The 22,854-nt window shown below is 74.5% G+C and carries 20 protein-coding genes and 1 riboswitch; of the genes, 10 read left to right on the forward strand and 10 right to left on the reverse strand.

The window, feature by feature from the left end; all coding sequences use genetic code 11:
- The first annotated feature begins 185 nt into the window (after positions 1-185).
- On the forward strand, positions 186-1,529 hold the full coding sequence (locus H7H31_RS26915) for a class II 3-deoxy-7-phosphoheptulonate synthase (RefSeq protein WP_187063817.1): 1,344 nt from the start codon (positions 186-188) through the stop codon (positions 1,527-1,529).
- A 161-nt stretch (positions 1,530-1,690) separates the two neighbouring features.
- A complete protein-coding gene (locus H7H31_RS26920) occupies positions 1,691-1,963 on the forward strand; it encodes a (2Fe-2S)-binding protein (RefSeq protein ID WP_187063818.1) in 273 nt (90 codons plus the stop codon).
- A 56-nt stretch (positions 1,964-2,019) separates the two neighbouring features.
- Here H7H31_RS26920 and bfr read toward each other — a convergent pair whose 3' ends face one another.
- Positions 2,020-2,499, reverse strand: coding sequence for a bacterioferritin (gene bfr / locus H7H31_RS26925; protein WP_187063819.1), 480 nt, complete (start codon positions 2,497-2,499; stop codon positions 2,020-2,022).
- A 157-nt stretch (positions 2,500-2,656) separates the two neighbouring features.
- Here bfr and H7H31_RS26930 point away from each other — a divergent pair, with 157 nt between their 5' ends.
- Complete coding sequence (locus tag H7H31_RS26930) at positions 2,657-3,280, forward strand: sulfite oxidase-like oxidoreductase (RefSeq protein ID WP_187063820.1); 624 nt, start codon at positions 2,657-2,659, stop codon at positions 3,278-3,280.
- Between the two features lie 36 nt (positions 3,281-3,316).
- Here the strand turns inward: H7H31_RS26930 and H7H31_RS26935 are convergent, their stop codons facing one another.
- The 5 genes from H7H31_RS26935 to thiO all read right to left on the reverse strand — a co-directional run bounded on the left by H7H31_RS26935 (position 3,317) and on the right by thiO (position 9,305).
- On the reverse strand, positions 3,317-4,192 hold the full coding sequence (locus H7H31_RS26935) for a deoxyribonuclease IV (RefSeq protein WP_232110103.1): 876 nt from the start codon (positions 4,190-4,192) through the stop codon (positions 3,317-3,319).
- A 136-nt stretch (positions 4,193-4,328) separates the two neighbouring features.
- Positions 4,329-6,338 carry a Stk1 family PASTA domain-containing Ser/Thr kinase gene (pknB, locus tag H7H31_RS26940; RefSeq protein ID WP_187063821.1) on the reverse strand — a complete coding sequence of 670 codons (2,010 nt, stop codon included), beginning with the start codon at positions 6,336-6,338 and terminating at the stop codon, positions 4,329-4,331.
- Between the two features lie 197 nt (positions 6,339-6,535).
- Complete coding sequence (locus H7H31_RS26945; protein WP_232110373.1) at positions 6,536-7,279, reverse strand: thiazole synthase; 744 nt, start codon at positions 7,277-7,279, stop codon at positions 6,536-6,538.
- 157 nt (positions 7,280-7,436) lie between these two features.
- Positions 7,437-7,661 (reverse strand): sulfur carrier protein ThiS, encoded by a 225-nt coding sequence (thiS, locus tag H7H31_RS26950; protein ID WP_176161167.1) that lies wholly within the window; start codon positions 7,659-7,661, stop codon positions 7,437-7,439.
- 3 nt (positions 7,662-7,664) lie between these two features.
- Entirely contained in the window at positions 7,665-9,305 is a 1,641-nt protein-coding gene (thiO, locus tag H7H31_RS26955) for a glycine oxidase ThiO (protein ID WP_232110104.1), read from the reverse strand.
- Positions 9,303-9,414: riboswitch (TPP riboswitch) on the reverse strand. Its footprint overlaps the gene before it by 3 nt.
- A 179-nt stretch (positions 9,415-9,593) precedes the next feature.
- Here thiO and H7H31_RS26960 point away from each other — a divergent pair.
- From H7H31_RS26960 to H7H31_RS26980, 5 genes are all read left to right on the forward strand, one after another.
- Positions 9,594-10,874 (forward strand): NAD(P)/FAD-dependent oxidoreductase, encoded by a 1,281-nt coding sequence (locus H7H31_RS26960; protein WP_187063823.1) that lies wholly within the window; start codon positions 9,594-9,596, stop codon positions 10,872-10,874.
- Between the two features lie 321 nt (positions 10,875-11,195).
- Positions 11,196-11,561: a helix-turn-helix domain-containing protein gene (locus H7H31_RS26965; protein WP_176161165.1), complete on the forward strand. Its 366-nt coding sequence runs from the start codon at positions 11,196-11,198 to the stop codon at positions 11,559-11,561.
- Positions 11,562-11,749: 188 nt separating this feature from the next.
- Complete coding sequence (gene thiE, locus H7H31_RS26970; protein ID WP_187063824.1) at positions 11,750-12,436, forward strand: thiamine phosphate synthase; 687 nt, start codon at positions 11,750-11,752, stop codon at positions 12,434-12,436.
- Positions 12,437-12,558: 122 nt separating this feature from the next.
- On the forward strand, positions 12,559-13,476 hold the full coding sequence (gene metF / locus H7H31_RS26975) for a methylenetetrahydrofolate reductase [NAD(P)H] (RefSeq protein ID WP_176161163.1): 918 nt from the start codon (positions 12,559-12,561) through the stop codon (positions 13,474-13,476).
- A gap of 45 nt (positions 13,477-13,521) precedes the next feature.
- Positions 13,522-14,697 (forward strand): hypothetical protein, encoded by a 1,176-nt coding sequence (locus H7H31_RS26980; protein ID WP_187063825.1) that lies wholly within the window; start codon positions 13,522-13,524, stop codon positions 14,695-14,697.
- Positions 14,698-14,916: 219 nt separating this feature from the next.
- On the opposite strand, the gene H7H31_RS26985 is transcribed toward H7H31_RS26980, so the two are convergent.
- The 4 genes from H7H31_RS26985 to H7H31_RS27000 form a co-directional block, all read right to left on the reverse strand.
- A complete protein-coding gene (locus H7H31_RS26985; RefSeq protein ID WP_187063826.1) occupies positions 14,917-16,476 on the reverse strand; it encodes a phytoene desaturase family protein in 1,560 nt (519 codons plus the stop codon).
- A 460-nt stretch (positions 16,477-16,936) separates the two neighbouring features.
- Entirely contained in the window at positions 16,937-17,605 is a 669-nt protein-coding gene (locus tag H7H31_RS26990) for a TetR/AcrR family transcriptional regulator (protein ID WP_187059679.1), read from the reverse strand.
- 44 nt (positions 17,606-17,649) lie between these two features.
- Positions 17,650-19,872, reverse strand: coding sequence for a YhgE/Pip domain-containing protein (locus tag H7H31_RS26995; RefSeq protein ID WP_187118109.1), 2,223 nt, complete (start codon positions 19,870-19,872; stop codon positions 17,650-17,652).
- Positions 19,844-20,857 carry an ATP-binding cassette domain-containing protein gene (locus H7H31_RS27000; RefSeq protein WP_187059686.1) on the reverse strand — a complete coding sequence of 338 codons (1,014 nt, stop codon included), beginning with the start codon at positions 20,855-20,857 and terminating at the stop codon, positions 19,844-19,846. Before H7H31_RS27000 ends, H7H31_RS26995 begins: the two co-directional genes overlap by 29 nt.
- Before the next feature lie 479 nt (positions 20,858-21,336).
- Between H7H31_RS27000 and H7H31_RS27005 the strand changes: the two genes are divergently transcribed.
- Both H7H31_RS27005 and H7H31_RS27010 read left to right on the forward strand, forming a co-directional pair.
- On the forward strand, positions 21,337-21,858 hold the full coding sequence (locus H7H31_RS27005; RefSeq protein WP_187061488.1) for an SAV_6107 family HEPN domain-containing protein: 522 nt from the start codon (positions 21,337-21,339) through the stop codon (positions 21,856-21,858).
- A 115-nt stretch (positions 21,859-21,973) separates the two neighbouring features.
- The gene (locus H7H31_RS27010) at positions 21,974-22,747 is read left to right on the forward strand and encodes a class I SAM-dependent methyltransferase (protein ID WP_176161157.1); all 774 of its coding nucleotides are present in this window, start codon (positions 21,974-21,976) and stop codon (positions 22,745-22,747) included.
- Positions 22,748-22,854 lie beyond the last annotated feature (107 nt).

Genomic DNA, 22,854 nt, shown 5'->3' on the forward strand with positions numbered 1-22,854 from the left:
GTTGGGCGGCGCCGGCAGCGGCGCCCCGGAGCGCGCGAAGCGGACGGGCCACAACCGGTCGTGAAGCCCTCCATCGCAGGTCAACAAGGTGTCGGCATCGAGCCAGGAACCGGTCGGAAACCGTCTCAACCCGTGGGCGGCGGCATGGACGCCCGGAGAGACCCCGTAATGTTGACAACGTGACCGTGAACGCTGAAACCCACGCCGGTGGACACACCTGGCGCTCCCTGCCCGCGGCGCAGCAGCCTGACTGGCCGGACCACGAGGCTCTGCGCGATGTGATCGCGGAGCTCGAGTCCTATCCGCCCCTCGTCTTCGCCGGCGAGTGCGACCAGTTGCGTGCCCGGCTGGGCGCGGTGGCCCGCGGTGAGGCGTTCCTGCTCCAGGGCGGCGACTGCGCGGAGGCGTTCGACGCCGTCGGCGCCGACCAGATCCGCAACAAGCTCAAGACGCTGTTGCAGATGGGCGCCGTCCTCACGTACGCCGGCTCGGTGCCGGTGGTCAAGGTCGGGCGGATCGCCGGCCAGTACAGCAAGCCGCGCTCCAAGCCGACCGAGACCCGCGACGGCGTCACGCTGCCGACCTACCGGGGCGACTCCGTCAACGGTTTCGAGTTCACCGAGGCCGCCCGCATCCCGGACCCGCAGCGGCTCAAGCGGATGTACCACGCGTCGGCCGCCACGCTGAACCTGGTGCGCGCCTTCACCACCGGCGGGTACGCCGACCTGCGCCAGGTGCATGCCTGGAACCAGGACTTCGTGAAGTCGTCCCCGTCCGGGCAGCGTTACGAGGCGCTGGCGCGCGAGATCGACCGCGCGCTGAACTTCATGAACGCCTGCGGCGTGGACCCGGAGGAGTTCAAGACCGTCGAGTTCTTCGCCTCGCACGAGGCCCTGGTGCTCGACTACGAGTCGGCGCTGACCCGCGTCGACTCGCGCACCGGCGACCTGTACGACGTCTCCGGGCACATGGTGTGGATCGGCGAGCGCACGCGGCAGCTCGACGGCGCCCACATCGAGTTCGCCTCCAAGATCCGCAACCCGATCGGGGTGAAGCTCGGCCCCACCACCACGGCCGAGGACGCCCTCACCCTGATCGAGCGGCTCGACCCCAACCGCGAGCCGGGGCGGCTCACCTTCATCACCCGAATGGGCGCGGACAAGGTCCGCGACAAGCTGCCCACGCTGGTCGAGAAGGTCACCGCCTCCGGCGCGCAGGTCGCCTGGATCTGCGACCCGATGCACGGCAACACCTTCGAGGCGGCCTCCGGCCACAAGACGCGGCGCTTCGACGACGTCCTGGACGAGGTCAAGGGCTTTTTCGAGGTCCACAAGGGCCTGGGCACCCACCCGGGCGGCATCCACGTCGAGCTGACCGGCGACGACGTCACCGAGTGCGTGGGCGGCGGCGACGAGATCTTCGTGGACGACCTGCACCAGCGCTACGAGACGGCGTGCGACCCGCGGCTCAACCGCAGCCAGTCGCTTGACCTGGCGTTCCTGGTCGCGGAGATGTACCGGGACCAGTGATGGACGGGGCCTGAAACGGCGTGTGGGGCGCGGATCTGTGATCCGCGCCCCACTGCTGTGACCCCGACTGTTATCCCCGTGGGGTGCCGGGTAAGGTAAGGGTAACCTCAGCGATCAATGGCGATGGGGTTTCCCTATCAATCCCGTACGGGGGTGACCGCGTGTACGTCTGCTCATGCTTCGGCATCACCGAGCAGCAGGTACGGGAGCATGCGGAAAGCGGCGCGTGCACCCCTCGCCAGATAGCCTCCGCCAGCAAGGCGGGCACCGACTGCGGCTCGTGCGTGCGCCGCATCCAGGCGCTCCTGGGGCGGGGGGCGGGCTGTCCCCGGCGCTCGGTCCTCGACCAACTCGGTCCGGACGGTGCCGCCGCCGCGCTGGCCGCCGAACAGCCGGCCGCTCCCGCGCCGCTGTCCACCGCCGAGGCCGCCTGACGCCACGCCCCGCGCGGTCTTCCGCGCGCACGGGTGCCGCCCCGGGGAACGCGGGATCAGCTGTCGGGCTGCTCGATGAGTTGCGCGATGTACAGCGGCTCGCCCAGTTTCTCGATCAGCTCGAGCTGGGTGTCCAGGTAGTCGATGTGGTGTTCCTCGTCCTCGAGGATGCTCTCGAAGATGTTCGCCGACGTGATGTCGCCCTTGGCCCGCATGACCTCGATACCGCGCCGCAGGCGATCGATCGCCTCCACCTCGACCTGCCGGTCCGCCTGGAACATCTCGGTCACCGTCTGCCCCACCCGCACGTGGAACAGCCGCTGGTAGTTGGGTAGGCCGTCCAGGAACAGAATCCGGTCGGTCAGCACCTCGGCGTGCTTCATCTCGTCGAACGACTCGTGCCGGGTGTACTTCGCGAGCTTGGTCCAGCCGAAGTTCTCCTGCATTTTCGCGTGCAGGAAGTACTGGTTGATCGCGGTGAGCTCACCGGTGAGCTGCTCGTTGAGGAATTCGATGACCTCGGGGTCGCCCTGCATCGCAGAGACTCCTTCCAATCCAAGCGGGAACGTGAGTTCGCGCGCATCCTCGCACCGCGCCGGCGACACCGTCCAGTAAGTGCATGCTTAGTGTGAGTTGCCCGAATAGCAGAGCCGCTGGTCACGACCACCCCCGAAGGTCTGACACCATGGAGGCATGGGTCAGCCGGAAAGCCGCGAAGGGGAGCAGGGACAGCTACCTCCGGGGCAACGGCTACAACGGGGCTGGCCGGTCACCCACTACGGCCCGGTGCCCAGGTTCCGACCCGACCGCTGGGAGTTCCGGGTATTCGGCGCGACGGCCGACGGGGACAAGCACTGCTGGACGCACGAGGAATTCGCGGCCCTTCCGTACTCCACGGTCGTGGCCGATCTGCACTGCGTGACGAAGTTCAGCATGTTGAGCGCGGAGTGGGGCGGCGTGCCCGCCCGATTGTTCCTCGAACTCGCCCCGCCGGCCGAAGACGTCACCCATGTGATGGTGTGGGCGGAATACGGGTTCAGCTCGAATCTGCGACTCGCGGATTTCGCGGCCGAGCGGACGATTTTCGCCACGCACAAGGGCGGCGAGCCGCTGACGGCGGAGCACGGATTTCCGGTCCGCCTCATCGTTCCCCAGCTCTACGCGTGGAAAGGCCCGAAATGGGTGCGCGGCGTGGAGTACATGACCGCCGACCGTCGCGGCTTCTGGGAAGAGCGGGGCTATCACAACCTCGGCGACCCCTGGCGCGAGCAGCGCTACTCCTACCAGGAGGAGCCGGGCGACGGCCCCGAGCTCTAGTCGGCGCCCCGCGACGGCCCGCCCCGGCGGGCGCCGTCAGGCCCCGCGCAACTCCTTGAGTCGGGCCACGTCCGCGGCGTGCCCCTCCTTGCCGCCAGGGGTCTCGATCACCAGCGGCACGCCGGCCGTGGCCGGGTGCGTGAACAGCTCGCCGAAGGCGTCCGCCCCGATGTGGCCGGCGCCGATGTTGGCGTGCCGGTCCTTGTGGGCGCCGACGACGTCCTTGGAGTCGTTGGCGTGGATCAGTCTCAGCCGCCCCTCGCCCACCACCGCGACCAGTTCGTCGAGGAGCGCCTTGGTGCCCCCGGCGGCGGCCATGTCGTGCCCGGCGGCGAACGCGTGGCAGGTGTCCAGGCACACGCCGAGCCGTGGATGCCGGTCGAGCACGTCGAAGTAGGGGCCCAGGTCCTCGGCGAGCGCGCACAGCGACGCGCCCTGCCCCGCGGTCGGCTCAAGGAGCAGCCAGGGGTCGTCGTCGTGCGTCAGCTCGTCGAGCAGGGGCAGCAGCCGCTCCCTGACCTGCGCGAGCGCGGTCGCGCGGGGTCGGCCGCCGGTGGCCGAACCGGTGTGCACGACCACCCCGAGCGCGCCGATGGCCCGGCCCCGGCGCAGCGAGTGCCGTAGCGACTCCACGGACTTCTCGGCCGTCACCTCGGTGTGCGAGCCGAAGTTGATGAGGTACGGCGCGTGCACGTACGCCGGCAGCGACTCCGCCGCGCAGGCCGCGCGGAACTCCTCGTCCTGGCGCGGGTTGCCGGCCGGCGTGGCCCAGCCGCGCGGATTGGCGACGAAGACCTGGAGGCTCTCGGCGCCGAGGTCGCGGGCGTAGGACAGGCCGACGGAGGCGAGCCCTCCGGCCACGGGTACGTGGCCGCCGATGGGGTTGCGGGTGCGGATGGCAGACGTGCTCACGCACCAAGGGTGCCAGCCGGGCACCCCGTCCGGAGCGCCGGCCCGGGTGGCGTCGGCCACCCCGCCGCCCCGGGCGTGCCGGCCCCCGGGGCGGCGGGGGCCAGCGGGGTCGAGGGCTCGGTACGGCGGCGTCGGGTCAGCGCACCCGCAGGGTGATCTTGCTGCCCTTCGGCGCCTCGTCGCCGCCGTCGACCGACTGGTCGAAGACCGTGTCGCCGAAGAAGAAGCGGTTGACGCCGACCTTGAAGCCCGCGTCCTCCAGCTTCCGCTTGGCGTCGTCCAGGTGGTTGCCCTCGACGTGCGGTACCTCGATCATCTCCTTGCCCTTGGACGGCGTCAGGGTGATCGTGTCGCCCTCGGCGACGCGCGACCCCTCGGGCGGGTTCTGCAGCGCGACGGTGTCCTTGTCCTCGTCCGAGAAGACCGGCTCGGCGATCCGCACGTCGAGGCCGGCGTCCCGCAGCTCGCTCTCGGCGTCGTCGAGCGCGTCGCCGACGACGTCCGGCAGGTCGATGGGGGCGCCCTTGCTCACGGTGACCGCCACGGCCGAGTCCGGGCGCCGCTCCGTACCGGCCGCCGGCTCGGAGCCCAGCACGTCGCCCCGGGGGGTCTCCTCGCTGAACCGCTTGGTCACCTTGCCGAGACTGAGCCCGGCTCCCTCGATCTTCTTCTTGGCGTCCTCCAGCGACATGCCCGCCACGTTCGGCACCTCGGCCATCTCCGTGCCGCGCGAGACCGTGAGCGTGACCGTTCCGGTGTTGCGGATGCGGGCGTTGCTCTCGGGATGGGTGGAGATCACCCGGCCCTTCTCCACGACGTCGCTGAAGCCGTGCTTGATCTTGACGTCGAGCCCCGCGTCCCGGACCTTCTCCTCGGCCTCGGCCTGCTTCATGCTCAGCACGGCCGGCACGTGCGTGAACTGGCCGGAGTTGATGTACCAGATGCCGAGCCCGACGCCGAAGACCAGCAGCAGCGCCGTCACCGCGGTGAGCACCGGACGGCGCGGCATGCGCAGCCCGCCGGGGCGCCGGCGGACGGGCTGCGGCGGCGGGTCGTCGTTGACGGGGCGCTCGGCCAGCAGCGGCGGGCCCAGCACGCTGGTGCGGTTCAGCTCGTCATCCGCCGCCGCGCCATCGGCCGCGGGGCTCGGCGCCGGCTGCCGCCGGGTGGCCGAGGCGCGCGCCGCGGCGGCCCGCGGGATCACGCTCGTACGGTCGTCGGGGCCGCTGCCGGAGCGCGGCACCGGGGCACCGAGCGTGCCGGCCTTGGCCCGTGGCGGGGCCACGTCGAGCTGCGCGTCGGTCAGGCCCGAGCGGGCGGTGCGCAGCAGGCCGAGGAGTTCCACGGCGCCGGCCGGGCGCTGCTCGGGGTCGCGGGCGGTGGCCTCGGCCACCAGGTCGTCCAGCGCGGGCGCGAGCCCCGGCACGCTGCGCGAGGGCGCCGGGACGTCCTCGTGCAACTGCTGGTAGAGCACCTGGGCCGGGGTGGTGCCGGTGTGCGGCTTCGCGCCGGTGAGCATCTCGTACAGGACCACGCCGCAGGCGTACACGTCCGCCCTGGTGTCGGCCGTGCCGTGCTCGATCTGCTCGGGCGCCAAGTAGGAGACGGTGCCGAGGACGGCGCCGGTGGAGGTGTTGGTCGCCGCGTCCACCGCCCGCACCAGCCCGAAGTCGGCGACCTTGACCCGGCCGTCGTCGCCGATCAGCACGTTCTCCGGCTTCATGTCGCGGTGCACGAGGCCGGCCAGATGGGCCGCGCCCAGCGCGGCGAGCACCGGCTCCGCCACGTCCAGGGCGATGCGCGGCTGGAGCGCCCCGCGCTCGCGCAGCACGTCGCGCAGCGTGCAGCCGGCCACGTACTCCATCGCGAGGTAGACGTACGTGCCGTCCGTGCCCTGGTCGAACACGCCCACCACGTTGGGGTGGTCGAGCCGGGCCACGGACTTGGCCTCGCGGATGAAGCGTTCGACGAACGCGTCGTCGGTGGCCAGCGTCGGGTGCATCACCTTGAGCGCGAGCACGCGGTCGAGTCGGGTGTCGACGGCCCGGTAGACCGTCGCCATACCGCCGATGGCGATCCGCGCCTCGATCCGGTAGCGGCCGTCGAGTACCTGCCCGACGAGCGGGTCCTGCAGGGTCGTATCCACGACAGAGGAGTCTACGAGCCGTGCCCGACACCCGGACTCACCAGCGCTGGCGCCGGCCGCGACTGAAGCCGAACGGTGACCGGAGGGTGGCACTCCCGTGCGAACCACCCAGCCGGGCCCGGGCCGGCCGCCCCGCCGGCCGGCCCACCCGCGCGGCCGGCCGGCCCCGGGCCGCCGCCGGCGCCCCTTGGGCGTGGCTATTCGAACGCGGGCCGCTCCGGGTCGAGGTGCGCCCTGCCCTCGTCGGGCGAGGAGGCCAGCGCGAAGTGCCGGCGCGGTATGCGGCCCGCGCGGCTGGCGAGGCGGCCCGCCGAGACCGCGTACCGCATCGCCTCGGCCATCAGCTCGGGCTCCTGCGCGCGCGTCACCGCCGAGGCGAGCATGACCGCCGCGCAGCCCAGCTCCATCGCGAGCGCGACGTCGGACGCGGTGCCGGCGCCGGCGTCGAGGATGACCGGCACCCGCGCCCGCTCGGCGATGAGCTGGAAGTTGTGCGGGTTGCGGATGCCGAGCCCGGAGCCGATGGGGGAGCCGAGCGGCATGATCGCCGCGCAGCCGACGTCCTCCAGCTTCTGCGCGAGCACCGGGTCGTCGTTGGTGTACGGCAGGACCGTGAACCCGTCGTCCACCAGCGTCTCGGCCGCGTCAAGCAGCTCGATGGGGTCCGGCAGCAGCGTGCGCTCGTCGGCCACCACCTCCAGCTTGACCCAGGCCGTGCCCAGCGCCTCGCGCGCCAGCCGGGCGGTGAGCACGGCCTCGCCCGCGGTGAAGCAGCCCGCGGTGTTCGGCAGCACCTGGATGCCGAGCCGGTCGAGTACGGACAGGACCGAACCCTGCACGCGCGGGTTGAGGCGGCGCATGGCGACGGTCGTGAGCTGGGTGCCGGAGGCGATGAGCGCGCGCTCCAGGATCTCCAGGCTGGGCGCGCCGCCGGTGCCCATGATCAGCCGGGAGGCGAACTCCCGGTCACCGATGGTCAGCGGGTCCGCGCTGGGCAGGAAGCCGGGCGCGGGCGCCGCGCCCGTGGACACGGGCGGGTCGGACGGGGTGCCGGGGGAGTGGTGGTGGTCGAGTGCGGGGTGGGACATGAGGGACGGATCAGCCTCCCTGTACGGCGGTGAGCACCTCGACGCGGTCCTCGGCGGACAGCGCGGTGGCGGGCCACTGCCCGCGCGGGACGACCGCCTCGTTGACGGCGGCGGCGACGCCGCCCGGCGCGGTGGTGAGCGTGGCGACGAGCTGGTCGAGCGTGGTGCCGTCCGGCACCTGCCGGGGCTCGCCGTTGACGGAGACGGTGAGGGTGACGGGAGGGGAGACGGTCATGGCTTACGGCTCCTGGGGTGCGTCGGTCGGCCGAGTGGCCGGGGCGGGCCGGTCGGGCGCCGGGGCCGGCGCGGGCCCGGCGGGCGCGACCGGTGACGTGGCGTACGGCGGCGGCGTGGCGTACGGCGGCGGCCTGCGGGCGCCGTTGGCCTCCGCGCGTGCCGGCGCGGTCGCTGGTGCCGGTGCCGGTGCTGGTGCTGGTGAGAAGCGCAGGGGCGTGAACGGGCGGGCGTGCGGGGGCAGCTCGCCGGTGGTCAGCACGTCGGCCAGGACGTCGCCGGTCACCGGGGTGAGCAGCACGCCGTTGCGGTGGTGGCCGGTGGCCAAAACCAGGCCGGGCAGTCGGCTCGGGCCGAGCAGCGGCGCGTTGTCGGGCGAGCCGGGGCGCAGCCCGGCCAGTGTCTCGACGAGTTCCAGCTCCGTGACGCCCGGCAGCACCTCGTGCGCGTCCCGCAGCAGCTCGTACAGGCCGCCCGCGGTGACGGTGGTGTCCCAGCCGAGTTCCTCGGTGGTCGCCCCGACGATCAGCTCGCCGTTCACCCGGGGCACCAGGTAGATCTGCCCGCCGCGCACCACGGCCCGTACGGTGCGGGACAGGAACGGGCCCGCGGCGGCCAGCGGGGCCGGCACCCGCAGCCGCAGCAACTGCCCCTTGACCGGCCGCACCGGCGGCACCACGTCGGCGGGCAACCCGGCGAGCCGGCCGCTGAGGCTGCCGCCCGCGAGGACCACCTGGCCCGCCGCGACCCGGGCGCCGTCGGCCAGCACGGCACCGGTCGCGCGCCGGCCGTCGACGTGCTCCGCGGCCTCCCGGGTCTCCCCGGCGCCGGCCAGCGTCAGCCGCCGCGCCCAGGAGTGCCGGAAGGTGACCCCGGCGCGCCGGCAGGCGGTCAGCAGGGCGGCGGCGAGCAGCCGAGGGTCAATTTGGTGGTCGCCCTCGACCCATACGCCACCGCGCACGCCGGGCGCGAGCAGCGGCTCCAGGCGCCGGCACTCGCGCCCGGTCAGCCACCGCGCGTCGAGCCCGCAGCGCTGCTGGAGGGCGTGCAGGTCGCGGAGCTGGGCGCGGTCGTCGCTGTCGAGCGCGACGGCGAGGGTGCCGCAGGCGCGGTAGCCGGTGGGCTGGCCGCTCGCCTCCGTCAGCTCGGCGGCGAAGTCGGGGTAACGGCGCGCCGACGCCAGGTTCAGGCCGAGCAGCGTCTCCTCACCGAAGTGCGTCTCGGTGACGGCGGCCAGCATGCCCGCCGCGACCTGGGCGGCCCCGCCACCGGGCGCCGGGTCGGCCAGCACGGTGCGCAGCCCGCGCTGGGCGGCGCGCCACGCGGTGACCAGGCCGATGATGCCGCCGCCGATGACCAGCACGTCACACCGGACGTCGGAGGCCGCGGCCCCGGCGCCGTCGGGCCGGTGCTCGGCGACGCTGCCGGGCGCGGGTGCGGGCGCCGCGGTGGTGGGCGGCGGGCCGGCCGTGCGGGGCGTGGCGCCGGTCGTAGGCGCCGCTCCGTCCGACGCGGGCTGCGACATGGCCACGGTCGGGTCCTCGGGGATCACGGCCTCGGGGCGCGCCCCGTGCGGGGGACGGTGTGGGTCGTCGTGGTGCGGGGACGCGGTCGCGGTGGTCCCGTCTTCGGCAGACGCGTGCATGGGCGTCCAGCCCCTCCCTTCGCCGGAATGACCCGGATCAGGTTCGTACGGTCGGGGGCCGCCAGCCCCCCTCTCAGCCCGGTGCGTCCGGGCTCCCGCGAGTGGTGTGCACCCGCCACCCTAGTACGCCCCCCGAGGACCCGAAACGGAGCGGGGCCGGCATCCGTGGTCAGGCCACCGACCCGGGCCCGGGGCGCGGGCGCGCGGCGTCACGGCGGGTGACCTTGTGTCGGAGATCTCCCCGCACGGCGCTGCGGCCCGCGACACGCGTCGTCCTACAGTGATCGCGTGAGCGAGGACACCGAGGAGACGCGCAACGGCGGCCAGGGCCGCGCCGTGACCGGTGGCCCGAGCGGCGACGACCGCAGGGTCGTGATCGTCGGGGCCGGCATGGCCGGGGTACAGACCGCGGTCGCCCTGCGTGAACAGGGTTGGCCCGGCACCATCACGCTGCTCGGGGCCGAGCCCCACCAGCCCTACGACCGGCCGCCGCTGTCCAAGGCGGTGCTGCTCGGCAAGGCCGAGGGGTCGGCCTTCGACGTGGACTTCGCCGCGCTCGGCATCGACCTGCACCTCGGGCGCCGGGTGTCCGGCGTGCGACCGGCCGAGCGCCTGGTGGACACCGACGCGGGCCCGGTGCCGTACGCGCACCTCGTGATCGCCACCGGCGCCGAGCCGATCGCGCTGCCCGGCAGCGAGGGCGTGCCCGGGGTGCACCTGCTGCGCACCCTGGACGACGCGGAGCGGCTGCGGCCCGTGCTCGCCGGCCAGCACGACATCGTCGTCGTCGGAGCCGGCTGGATCGGCGCCGAGTTCGCGACCGCGGCCCGCGAGGCGGGCTGCGCGGTCACGGTCGTCGAGGCCGCGGACCGCCCGCTGGCGGGCGCGCTGCCGGCCGAGGTGGCGGCGCACATGGTCGGCTGGTACGCGGACAGCGGGGCCGTGCTGCGCACCGGGGCGCGGGTCGCGGCGGTGGAGCCGGGGGCGGTCTCGCTCGCCGACGGCACCCGGCTGCCGGCCGACGCCGTGGTGGTCGGCATCGGGGCCAGGCCCGCGACGGGCTGGCTGGCGGACTCGGGCATCGCCCTCGGACCCGACGGCTCGGTGCTGGCCGACGGCGCGCTGCGCACCTCGGCCCCGGACGTGTACGCGGTCGGCGACTGCGTCTCCTTCCCCTCGGCCCGCTACGACCAGCGGCTGCTCGTGCATCACTGGGACAACGCGCTCCAGGGCCCGCGCACGGTCGCGGCCCACATCGTCGGCGGCGACGCCGCGCACTTCACGGGGCCGGTCTACGACCCGGTGCCGTACTTCTGGTCCGAGCAGTTCGGCCGGTTCGTGCAGTACGCCGGGCACTACACAGCCGCGGACACGATGGTCTGGCGCGGCGACCCGACGAGCGCCGCCTGGAGCGTGTGCTGGTTGCGCGACGGTGCCCTGATCGCCCTGTTGGCGGTGGGCCGCCCGCGCGACCTGACGCAGGGCCGCAAGCTGATCGAGCAGGGCGCCCACCTGGACGAGGCCCGCGCGGCCGACCCGTCGGTGCCGCTCAAGTCCGCCGTCCGCTGACGCGCGGGTCACGGCGGCGGGGCGGCGGCGTCGGCGGCCGGGGCTTGCGGGCGCACCGCGCGGGGCCCGCCGCGCCCCGCGGGCGGCTGTCGCACGGGCTGGGCGGGGTGGCCGCCTGGCGCGTACGCGGCGCGGCGGTCGGGCACCCGCGCCGGCTGCGAACCGGCCGGAGGGGGGTCTGACGGCGGTGCCGTCCGGTGGCCGTCACGGATCGCTTCTCAGCGTAAACCCGCTGGTCAGAGCGGGTGGGAGGGACGTGAGGGGGAGAAAGCCGGCCGCTTTCGGCTACCGGGTGTCAGTCCCAGATGGCAGGCTTGTCCCGTGACCGAGATTGACGCAAAGACCGATGCTCTCGTCCCTGCCTGGCTCACCCTCCCCGACATCGCCGAACTGCTCGACGTCGAGGTAACCCGGGTGCGGCAGTTGGTCAAGGAGGGCCAGTTGATCGCGGTGCGCCGTGGCGAGAACCGGGCGCTCCACGTGCCAGCCGAGTTCATCGGCGACGGCCGCATCGTCAAGGGCCTGGTAGGCACCCTGACGCTGCTGCGGGACGACGGCTTCACCGACGAAGAGATGCTGGAGTGGCTGTTCACCGCAGACCCGACACTCCCCGGCACCCCAGCGCAGGCGCTCCGCGAGAACCGCGGCACGGAGGTGAAGCGCCGGGCGCAGGCGCTCGCGGTGTAGGGCGCACACGCGGTGCCGGGGCGCCGTCGCGGGCCACCGGCCCACGGCGCCCGGGCACGCGCGATCCCGCGCGACCCGCTTCGCGATCCGTTTCGTAGTGCCCACAGCACGTAACCGTCCGGCGTACGGGCCGGGCCGGCGACCCCGCGCCCGGCCCGTACGCCGCTGATCTGGGGGGAGGCCATCCCATGGCCGCCGCAGTCACCGCAGCCGCCGCTCGCGAGCACCTCGCCGACGCCCGGCTGTACCTGTGCACCGACGCCCGCAAGCGCCAGGGGGACCTGCCGGAGTTCCTGGACGCGGTGCTCGCCGCCGGCGTGGACATCGTGCAGTTGCGCGACAAGGGCATGGAGGCGGCCGAGGAACTCGACCACCTCGCCGTCTTCGCCGAGGCGTGCCGCAGGCACGGCGCGCTGCTGGCCGTCAACGACCGCGCGGACGTCGCCTTCGCCACCCGTGGCGCCCACCAGCCGGGAGCCCACGTGCTGCACTTGGGCCAGGGTGACCTGCCGGTGCCCGCCGCCCGCGCCATCCTCGGCGACCAGGTGCTGATCGGGCGGTCGACCCACGCGGAGGCCGAGGCCCGTGCCGCCTCCGTCGAGCCCGGCGTGGACTACTACTGCACCGGCCCCTGCTGGCCGACCCCGACCAAGCCGGGCCGGCACGCCCCCGGGCTCGACCTCGTGCGGTACGCGGCGTCGCTCGACTCCGACCGGCCGTGGTTCGCCATCGGCGGCATCGACGCCGGCAACCTGGACGAGGTCCTGGACGCCGGGGCCCGCCGGGTCGTGGTGGTGCGCGCCATCACCGAGGCCGCGGACCCGGCCGAGGCCACCGCCCACCTGGCCAAGCGGGTGCGGGAGCGCTCGGCGTAGCCGCCCGGAGCGGCCCGCCCATGAGCGGGCCGGTGTCCGAAAACCCTGGAGCGATCCGTGCTATTCGGGCATAACGCAGCGGATGGTTGGGGGCCTCGGGCGCGGCTCGATAACCTGCTGGTATGGCCCTTGGCACAGCATCCACCCGGACCGATCACGCCCGTACGGTGCGCGAACTCCTCGCATCCGGTGAACAGTCGTATTCGTTTGAGTTCGCGGCCCCGAAGACGGAGAAGGGCGAGCGGACCCTGTGGAATGCCATTCGCCGCATTGAGGCCGTCGCTCCGACCTTCGTGTCCGTGACGTACGGCGCGGGCGGCTCCTCGCGCGAGGGCACCGTCCGCGCCACCGAGCGGATCGCCACCGACACCACCCTCACCCCGGTCGCCCACCTCACGGCCGTGAACCACTCGCTGACCGAGTTGCGCAACGTCATCGGCCAGTACGCCGACGCGGGCATCCGCAACATGCTGGCGGTCCGCGGCGACCCGCCAGGCGACCCGATGGGCGAGTGGGTGCGCCACCCCGAGGGCGTCTCGTACGCCGCCGAACTCGTCGAACTGATCAAGGAGTCCGGCGACTTCTGCGTCGGCGTCGCGGCCTTCCCGGAGATGCACCCGCGCTCCCAGGACTGGGAGACCGACATCCGGCACTTCATCAACAAGTGCCGCGCGGGCGCCGACTTCGCGATCACCCAGATGTTCTTCTACCCGGAGGACTACCTGCGCCTGCGGGACCGGGTCGCGGCGGCCGGTTGCCCCACGCCGATCATTCCGGAGATCATGCCGGTCACCAACGTCCGCCAGATCGAGCGGTTCGCGCAGTTGAGCAACGCCGCGTTCCCGCCCGAACTCGCCTCGCGCATCCTGGCGGTGAAGGACGATCCGGCGGCTGTACGCTCAATCGGAATCGACTACGCCACCGAGCTGTGCGCGCGGTTGATGGCCGAGGAGATCCCCGGGCTGCACTTCATCACCCTGAACCACTCCACGGCGACGTTGGAAATCTACGAGAACCTGGGGCTGCACCAACGGCCCTGACCGCGGTGACGGCCGCGCACCGGCGGCCGGACGAGAGGGGCGTACATGGGCATGGCGGTCCTCTACTGCGCGTTCGGCATCGTCGCCCTGTGGCTGCTCGGCGAGGTGCTGTTGCAGCACAAGGCGCGACTGCGCTGGCGACTGCTGGCCTTCACCGGCTTCCTCGGCGTCGTGCTCGGTGTCGTCCTCGGATCGGTGCCGCTGATCGCCGCGGGTACGGCGGCCTTCGCGGTCGGCCAGACCTACGTCACGCTCTCCTTCCGGCGCGGCTTCGCCACCGGCTGGTCGCTGCGCGGCCCGGGCGGCGCGGGGCGCGCCACCGGCGGCGGGAAGGGGCGCCGCCGCGGCGGCGCCCCCGCGGCCGAGCCGACGCTGCGCGTCTCCGACCTCCAGGCCGAGCCGGAGACCCCGCCGGCCCCCGCCGAGGCGCCCGTCCCGCCGACCTACCAGCCGGAACCGCTGCCCGACGACACCGACGGCTACGGCATATACCGCACGGACTCCGCCGACACCCCGTTCGCCGCGGCGCCGAGCGGCCCGCCCCCCGCCGGCGACGCCGCCGCCGGTCCTGGCGGAGCCGGCGGGTACGAGGCGTACGCGGCCTACGACGGCCAGGGCGCGGGCGACGGCCAGCACGGCTACCCGCCCGGCGGCTACGACGGCTACGCCGCGGACCCGTACGCCGGCTACCCCGAGCAGCCCTACGGCACCCCGCCGCCCCCGCTCGCCGACGACCCCTACGCCCACACCGGCGACCCGCTGGGTGGCTACGGCCCGGACCCCCTCGGCGCGCCGGGCCCGTACGACCAGGGCGGTCACGGCCAGGCCCCGCACGACCCCTACGGCCAGCCCACCGCCGCCCCGAACGCCTTCGCCCCGACCGGCTTCGCTGCGGGTGACCTCGCTCCGCACGACTACGCCCCGGGCGGCTACGCCCCGGCCGCGGGCTACTCCGAACCCGCGGGCTTCCCGGGCGAGGCCGCCGGCGGCTACGGCACGGGCTACAACCCGGGCGGCCTCGGCAACGACGGATACGACCCGGCGGGCTACCCCGCGTCCGGCTACGGCGTGCCGCAGCAGTTCTCCCCGCAGGCACCGTCCGAGGGCGCGTGGGTCCCGCAGCAGCGCGACGGCGAGACCCCGCCGATCGCCCCGCCCCCCGGCGAGCCCGACCCGTACTACCCCGGCCACCACGACCCGGACGGCCAGTACCGGTACTGACACCGCCGCACCGCACCGCTCCTGACGCCGCCCGCGACCGCCTGAGCGCGGGCGCGGGACGGGGAACGCGCCGCTGTGCGGGCACCGGCTACCGGGCGGTAGCCGACGCGTGCGGGCCCGCCGCGTACGAGACCGTCGCGCGCTGGGCGGCGGTCGCGCGCCGGACGGGGCGGCGCACCGGCGAACCGGGGCCGGGAGCCGGCCCCCCGGGCGGGGCGGCTACTGGGAGCCGCGCCAGTCCGCGCCGTCGACGATGAGCCCGGCCACCATGGCGCCCGACATGCCCGCGTGCGCGAGGCCGCCGCCCGGGTGCGACCAGCCGCCCACCCGGTACAGCCCGGGCAGTTGGCCCGGGTTGGCCGGGGCCAGGTACCGGCCGCCGGCCCCCGCGAGCGCGGGGACCGGCACGCTGCCGGTGGCGACGCCCGTGTCCCGAGCCGTGTCGTACGGCGTGCGTATCTCGCGCCACAGCAGTCGGTCCCGCAGGTTCGGTACGGCCGCCTCGGCCGCCGCGACCAGCCGGTCCGCCGACCGCTCGGCCAACTCCGCGTCGGCCCAGTCCACCGCCGTGTGCGGGCGCGCGGCAGCCGTGAGCGTCACCGCCTCGTGGTCGCCGTCCGGCACCAACTCGGGGTCGGCGGGCCGCAACACCGTCACCGTCGGCGCCGTGGCCACCCCCGGGCCGGGCGCCGGAGCCGCCCGCCGCCGGCCGGGGCGGGTCGGGAACAACTCCGCGTACTCCGCGTCGGGGTCCGCCGGGTGCACCACCGTGCGGTGCGGCGCGTCCACGGGGCGGGCGCCGCGCAGCGCCAGCAGCACGGAGAACCGGCCGAGCGGCGCTTGCGGCCCGCTCTCCTCGCCGCCCGCCACGGCCGGCGCCGAGCCGGCGACGGCGGCCTCCGGCGGGAGCAGGCGCGCCAGTCGCTCCGGGCTCACGCCGGCGACCACCGCGTCGGCGGCGACCGTGGTGCCGTCCGCCAGCTCGACGCCCGCGGCGCGACCGTCCTTGGCGAGCACGGCCGTGGCCTCCGCGCCGAAGGTGAACTCCACCCTGCGGGCCAGGCAGCGTGCGTGGAGCGCGTCGGCCAGCGCGCGCATCCCACCCCGCGCGTACCAACTCCCGAAGGTCTGCTCCAGGTAGGCGAGCACGCTCGCGCTGGCCGGCGCCGCGCGCGGATCGAGGCCGTACGCCAGGGCCTGGCTCTCCAGGAGCGCGGCCAGCCGGGGGTCGGCCAGCTCGCGCCGGGCGACCTTGGCCAGCGGGGCGGGGCCGCGCTGGAACCAGCCGCGTCGCAGCGCCGGATACGGGTCGTCGGCCAGCGCGGCCCGGTCGGCGCGCAGCGGCTCCTCAAGGAGCGGGCGCCGGGTGGCGTCCCAGACCTCGCGCGCGCGGTTGATCAGATCGCTCCACCGCTCGCCCGACCCGGCGCCGAACGCGGCGTCCAGCGCGCTGACCACGCCGGCCCGGGACGCGTTGGGCAACGTGACCGTGGTGCCGTCGGGGAAGACGTGGGCGCCGGCCGGATCGACCTGGCGCAGCTCGACGCACTGCTCCAACGGCTCCTTGCCGGTCTTGACGAACAGGTCGCGGTAGACGGCGGGCAGGTGCAGCAGGCCGGGGCCGGTGTCGAAGGCGAAGCCGTCCCGCTCAAGCCGCCCCACGCCGCCGCCATGCGTCGCGCCGCGCTCGTACACCGCCACCCGGTGGCCCGCGACGGCCAGCCTGGCGGCGGCTGCCATCGCGCCCATCCCGGCGCCGATCACCGCAATCCGTGCCATGCCCGCGACTTTATCCGCCCCCTGTGACAACGCCGCCGACCGGCCCCGACCTGGGCGCGGTCACTCACGCGGTAGGTACACGTACTCAGTCACCCAGATGAGTAGGTGCGCGGATGGGGCTCCACCTGCGGAGACGGGAGAGTGAGGGCGCGGCAGGGACGCGGGCGTCACACCGCCGACACGGGGCGGCGGAGGGCGCGGCGACCCAGCCGAGCACGGGGGGCGGGTTGGCTCGGGGGGCCACCGCGACGCGGCGGCCCCCCGGGGCCGCCGGACACGGGGGGACGGGGGTACGGGGGTAACGGGGGGACGGGGGAACAACGGGGGAGTACGGGGGAGGCGCTGTTCTGGGGTCGGTCGAGGGGGATCGATCGACGCCAGGACAGCGCCTTCGCGTGCGCTCCGGGGCGCGCGGCGCCGGCGCACCCGCCGGCCCCGGCCCCGTCCGACGCCCGTCCCGCTACGCGGCCGGGCCCGGGGCCCTGGTGCCGCCCACCCGGCCCTGGACCAGCAGCGACAGCGCGGCGTGCACGTCGTCGATGCTGCGCTGCGGCTGGTACGACTTCCAGTCGACCCCGGCCACCAACACCATCCCGAACAGGGCCGACGCCGTCAGCCCGATGTCGATCTCGGCGCTCAGCTCGTCCCTGGCCACGCCGTCCCGCAGGACGGCCTCGATGACGGCGAGCACCTGGGCGCGCACCACCATCAGGGTCGACTGCCAGGCCCGGTTCGTGCGCCACAGCTCGGCCGCGTAGAGCTGGGTCAGCGCCGGGTAGCGGTCGATGAAGGCGAGCCCGGAGCGGATCATGGCGTCCAGCGCGTCGACGCTGCCACCACCGCGGGCGGCCACCGTGTCGGCGGCCTCCTGCAACGCGTCCCGCAGCAGCTCGATGCCGTGCCGCAACAACTCCTCGAAGAGCACCGACTTGCTGGCGAAGTTGTAGTAGACGGTGCCCTTGGCGACCCCGGCGCGCTCGGCGATCTCCTCCACCGTGGTGGAGGAGAAGCCCTGCTCCGCGATGAGCGTGACCGCCGCCTCGAAGAGCCTGCGCCGCGTGCCCTCGCGGCGCTTGTCGGCGGGTGGCCCCGGGGGCGTCTTCGGGGCGGACGCGGCACTGGTGTTCATGCCCCCGATTCTGCCCGTCGGCGGGGTCGGCCTGCTCGCGCCGTTCACAGAGTGAGCTCCGGGTGCAGCCGGTCGATGGTCCACACCTGCTTGCGCCGGGCCGTGAGGGTGGTCAGCGCGAGCGCGCCGACGGTGAAGGCGAGCAGCACCAGGCTGCCCTGCCACACCGGCTCCAGGCCGCCGCCGGTGATCAACCTGCGCAGCGCCTCCACGACGTAGCTCATCGGGAGCAGCGGATGCAGCGCGTTGAAGAACGCCGGGCTCGTCTGCACCGGGTAGGTACCGCCGGCCGACGTCAACTGCAACATCAGCACCGCGAGGACGAGGATGCGCCCGGCGGGTCCGAAGCGCGCGTTCAGCCACTGCACGATCGCCGCGAAGCAGCAGGTGACCAGCGCCAGGAAGGCCACGGTGCCGGCGGCGCGGGTCATCTCCAGGCCGAGCCCCCAGTGCAACACGGCCATCAGCGCCGCCGTCTGGAGGGCGCCGACGGCCGCGACCGGCAGCCACCCCGCCAGCGTGATCCGCACGGGCGAGGCCCCGGCGGCCAGCGCGCGCCGGTTCAGCGGCTGGATGAGCATGTACGCCACCATCGCGCCGACCCACAGGGAGAGCGGGATGAAGTACGGCGCAAAGCCGGTGCCGTAGTTCGGTGCCGCGTGCATCGACTGGGAGGCGAGTTGGACGGGGTCGGCCATCACCTCGGTACGGGCGTCCCGCTGCTTCTTGTCGTAGTCGGGGATCTTCCGGACGCCGTCGTGCAGGCCGCCGGACAGCTTCTCGGAGCCGTCCACCAGCTTGAACAGGCCGCCGTTGAGGGTGCCGGCTCCGGTGTACAGGTCGTCGACGCCGGTGTGCAGGGAGGTGGCTCCGCTCTTGGCGCTGGTGAGGCCGGTGTGCAGGTCGACGGCGCCGGTGGCGACCTTGTGCGCGCCGTCGTTGAGCGCGTTGATCTTGGCGACGGCGGAGTCGATGTCCCGGCTCAGGTGCGGGGCGCGCTCGGCCAGCCAGACGGCCTTGTCGTGGACGTCGTCCAGGTTCCGGGCCAGCTCGGCAAGGCCCTTGGTGTTGCCGCGTACCAGCGTGTCGAGGTCCCGCGCGACGTCGGCGGCGCGCTCCGCGGCGTCCACGGCCTTGCCCAGCGAGGCACACACCGAGCCGGGCGGCGTGCCGGGCGTGCCGGGGCGCTGGGTGGGAGTGGCGGGAGTGGTGCCCGGAGCGGGGGTGGCGGCCGTCGGGGGCGTGGGGTTCGCGGTGGGGCTGGGCGCGCCGCCGCTCGGCGCTCCCGTGGGCGGCCCGGCGTCCGTGCACTGCTCGCGGTACTCGGTGGCGAGGTCGTCGGCCGCCGTGCGGGCCTTGCGGGCCGCGGTGCCGGTGGACTCGGGGAGCGTGTCAAGGTTGTCGCCGACGCGCTGCGATGTGTCGGCGACGAGCCGGGCGGCCTCGCCGATGTCCTTGCCGTGCTCCTTGAGGAAGGCGCGCGCCTTCGCGTTGTCGCGGTAGGCGCCGTTGACCTTGTCGGCGAGCTGCTGGGTGCCGTCGGCCACGTCACCCGCACCCGTCTTGAGGCGGCCGGCCCCGGAGTGCAGTTTCGTCACGCCGCCCTTGAGGGAGCTGCTGCCCTTCTCGGCCTTGTCGAGGCCCTGGTGGAGCTTGTCGGCCCCGTTCTTGGCGTCCCCGATGCCCTTGCCGAGCTTGTCGGCGCCCTTGGCGGCCTCCTCCGTCTTGCCGTGGATGTCGGAGAAGCTCACGAAGATCTTGTCGTAGAAGCCGCGTGACGCCTTGGCCGAGGCGGCGGCGCGCACCTCGGAGAAGACGCTGCGGGAGATCTGGCCCACGATGTAGTTGTTGGCGTCGTTGGTGCGCACCTTCAGCGCACCGGTCTCCGGGGCGTCGCCGGAGCTGGACGCGAGCTGGCCGCTGAAGTCGGCAGGGACGGTCAGCGACAGGTAGTACGTGCCGTTCTCCACCCCCTCGCGCGCCTGCTCGGCGCTGGTCTCGTGCCAGTCGAAGGTGTCGCTGTCCCGCAGCCCGCGCACGAGGCCGTCGCCGACTACCCGCTTCTCACCGCCCACCGAGGCGCCCTCGTCCGCGTTGACGAGCGCGACCGGGATCTTGTCGAGGCGGTGGTACGGGTCCCAGAAGGACCACAGGTAGAGCGCCCCGTACAGCAGGGGAAGCAGCGTCATCGCGGCGAGCGCGGCGCGCGGGAGCTTCCCCCGGCCGAACCGCTTCAGCTCAAGCGCGGCCAGCTTCGGCGATCGCATCGAACGCCCCTCCCTCGTACTCGCGGGCGTCGTGCCGCCCGTCGCCCTGCTCGTTGCCCTGCTCGTCGTTCTGTCCGTCGCGCTGCCCGCCGGCCCCGTCCGCGCCGCGCGGCGCGGACGCCGTCTCGGACGCCGCATCGGACGCGCCGGCCGTCGGCGCGGGCCGCTGGGGGGTCGGCCCGCTCGCCGGGGCGTCGCCGGCCTCCTCCCGTTCCTCCCGCTCCTCCCGCGCGTGCGCCGGATCGTCCGTCCGCGGCCGGTCGTGCGGGCTGGTCGACAGCACCACGGCGTCCGCCGGCGGCTCGCTGCACACCGCGAGGACCGTCGTGCCGCCCTCCGCGATGCCGCGCAGCATCGACCAGGCGTGCGCCCGGTCGGCCGGCGACAGCTTGAGGTCCGTGTCGTCGACGGCCAGCAGGCGCGGGGCGCCGATGAGCGCGAGGGCCACCGAGAGCCGCAGGACCTCAAGGCGCTCCAGGTCGCGCACGGCGGTCCTGGCGCCCTTGGGCAGCGCGTCCACGTCCAGACCGGCGCGCTGGAGCGCGTCCTCGATCCGCGCACGCGACTCGGCCGCACGCGCGGAGCGCGGCCGGAACAGGCCACGCAGCGTCCCGCCGAACCGTCGCGTGAGGAGGGCGCGTTCCCGCAGGTGCTCGGCGACGGTGAGCGCCGGTTCGAGATCGGTCACGCCCGGCACGGGGCCGAGCCCCGTGCTGCGGCGTACGGCCGTCATATGGCGCGGCAACCGGTGGCCGCCCACCTCCGCGTGGCCGGCGGCGACGCGCATCCGGCCGGTGAGCGCGAGCAGCAGGCAAGTGCGGCCGGACCCGGACGGGCCCGTGATCGCGATCAGCGCGCCGGGCTCCGCCGCCACGCTGATGTCGCGGAAGGCCCAACCGCGCGGCCCGCGCACGCCCAGCCCCTCGGCCGTGACGGCCGCCCCGGACGGAGAGTGAGCCTCCTCGGCAGGACGAGGGGATCGCACCACGAGACTCCTTTGCTCTGACTGGTCAGTCTAAAAAGTATGCACACGGAGGGCGTCGCGACACCACCCGGGTGACGGGAGGGGGAGCGGGGGAGGGTGGTTCGGGGTTCGTGCGGCGGCGGTACGGGGCGGCGTCGGGCGGCACCGGGCGCGGGCGCGCACGGCGCTCGGAGGCGTGCGGGGCGCGGAGGGGCGTGCGGGAGCGGTGGCTGGTCGCCGCGGAATTGGCTCGATGCGGTGGGTACCGGGGCGGGCGGAGGCGCGGGGCCGGCGAGGGCGCCCGGGCCGGCTGGCGGGAGGGGAGGGCCGGCACCCGGGACGGGCGGCGTCGCCGGGGCGCACGAGGGGCCGCCGGACCCCCGCGTATCGGGCGTTCGTGCAGGTCAGCGCCGATTGTCAGTGGTGTGCCCCACGATGGACACATACGGCGGCCCTTTTACCACACGGGCGGGCCGCCCGACGACGACAGGAGGTTCGTCATGGCCAGTACCGCCGCCGCACGACGGCACCGTGCCGCCGCTGCCCCCTCGTTGACCGGTCCCGCGAGCGATGTCCACCCCGTCATCCGCCGTGCCACGGCCCCGCCCGCGGCCCTCGACCTGCTCACCCAGGCCCACCAGGGTCTGGAGGAGGCCGCCGCGCTGGCGGCGCCCAACGAGCGGTTCGCCACCGCCCACCTCGCCGCCCTGCGCACGGCCGCCGCCGTGCTCGCCGTCCACGGCCGCCCGGAGACCAACCCGCGAAGGCGGCAGCGCATCCGCAGCGCCTGGGAGGTACTGCCCGAAGTCGCGCCGGAACTGACCGAGTGGAGCGCGCTGTTCGCCTCCGGCGCCGCCCGCCGGGCCCGGGCCGAGGCGGGCATACGCGGCGCGGCCAGCGACCGCGACGCGGACGACCTGCTCCGGGACGCGAGCATGTTCCTGCGCATCGTCGAGCGCATGCTGGTGCTGCAACCCGTGCTGCCCCGGCAGGCGCCACACGACGACGCGGCGCACGGCTGACCGCACCGCCGCGGCCGGCCGCGGCGCCGGAGGCAATAGGCTGGGGCTTCACGACGTCATTTCCCGCCGACCCCGCCACAGGCCGAGTCGGCGCCGCGCCGAGGAGCCACCCGCTGTGTCAGACCCGTTGCGCCCCCGCGCATCCCTCCGTACCGCCGTGGTCTGGGATGTCCTCAAGGACGCCCTGGACCGCCGGGTCAAGGCCGAGCAACAGGGCGGCGATGGTGCGCGCGACGCCCTGGACGTACTCGACACCGGCGGCGGGACCGGCAACTTCGCCGTGCCCGTCGCGCGGCTCGGGCACCGGGTGACCGTGGTCGACCCGAGCCCCAACGCGTTGTTCGCGCTGGAGCGCCGGGCCGCCGAGGCGGACGTGGCCGACCGGGTGCGCGGCGTGCAGGGCGACGCGCACGGCCTGTTCGACGTGGTGGAGCGCGGCGGCTACGACGCGGTGCTCTGCCACGGTGTTCTGGAGTACGTGGACGACCCGGCCGAGGGCGTGCGCAACGCCGTCGCCGCGCTCCGCCCCGCGGGCGTGCTCAGCCTGCTCGCGGCCGGGCTCGGCGGCGCCGTGCTCGCCCGCGCGCTGGCCGGGCACTTCACCGAGGCCCGGCAAGCGCTCACCGACCCGGCCGGCCGCTGGGGCGAGGGCGACCCGGTGCCGCGGCGCTTCACGGCCGACCAGCTCTCCGACCTGGTGACGGCGGCCGGGCTGCGGGTGGGCGCGGTGCACGGCGTCCGCGTCTTCGCCGACCTGGTCCCCGGGGTCCTGGTGGACACCGAGCCCGGCGCCATGGACGCGCTGCTGCGGCTGGAGGCCGCGGCGGCGGAACAGCCCGCCTTCCACTCCGTCGCCACCCAGTTGCACGTACTGGCCGAGCGGCCGTGATGCCGCGGCGTGCGCAGCCCCATCCGTCACTCGCGTGGGCTAGCGCGTGGCAATGGCCGTGGGACCGGCGTGCAGTCGACCACAGGCCACCCGATCAGCCCGTTCCC

The organism is Streptomyces buecherae (genome assembly GCF_014295035.1).
Classification (GTDB): domain Bacteria; phylum Actinomycetota; class Actinomycetes; order Streptomycetales; family Streptomycetaceae; genus Streptomyces; species Streptomyces youssoufiensis.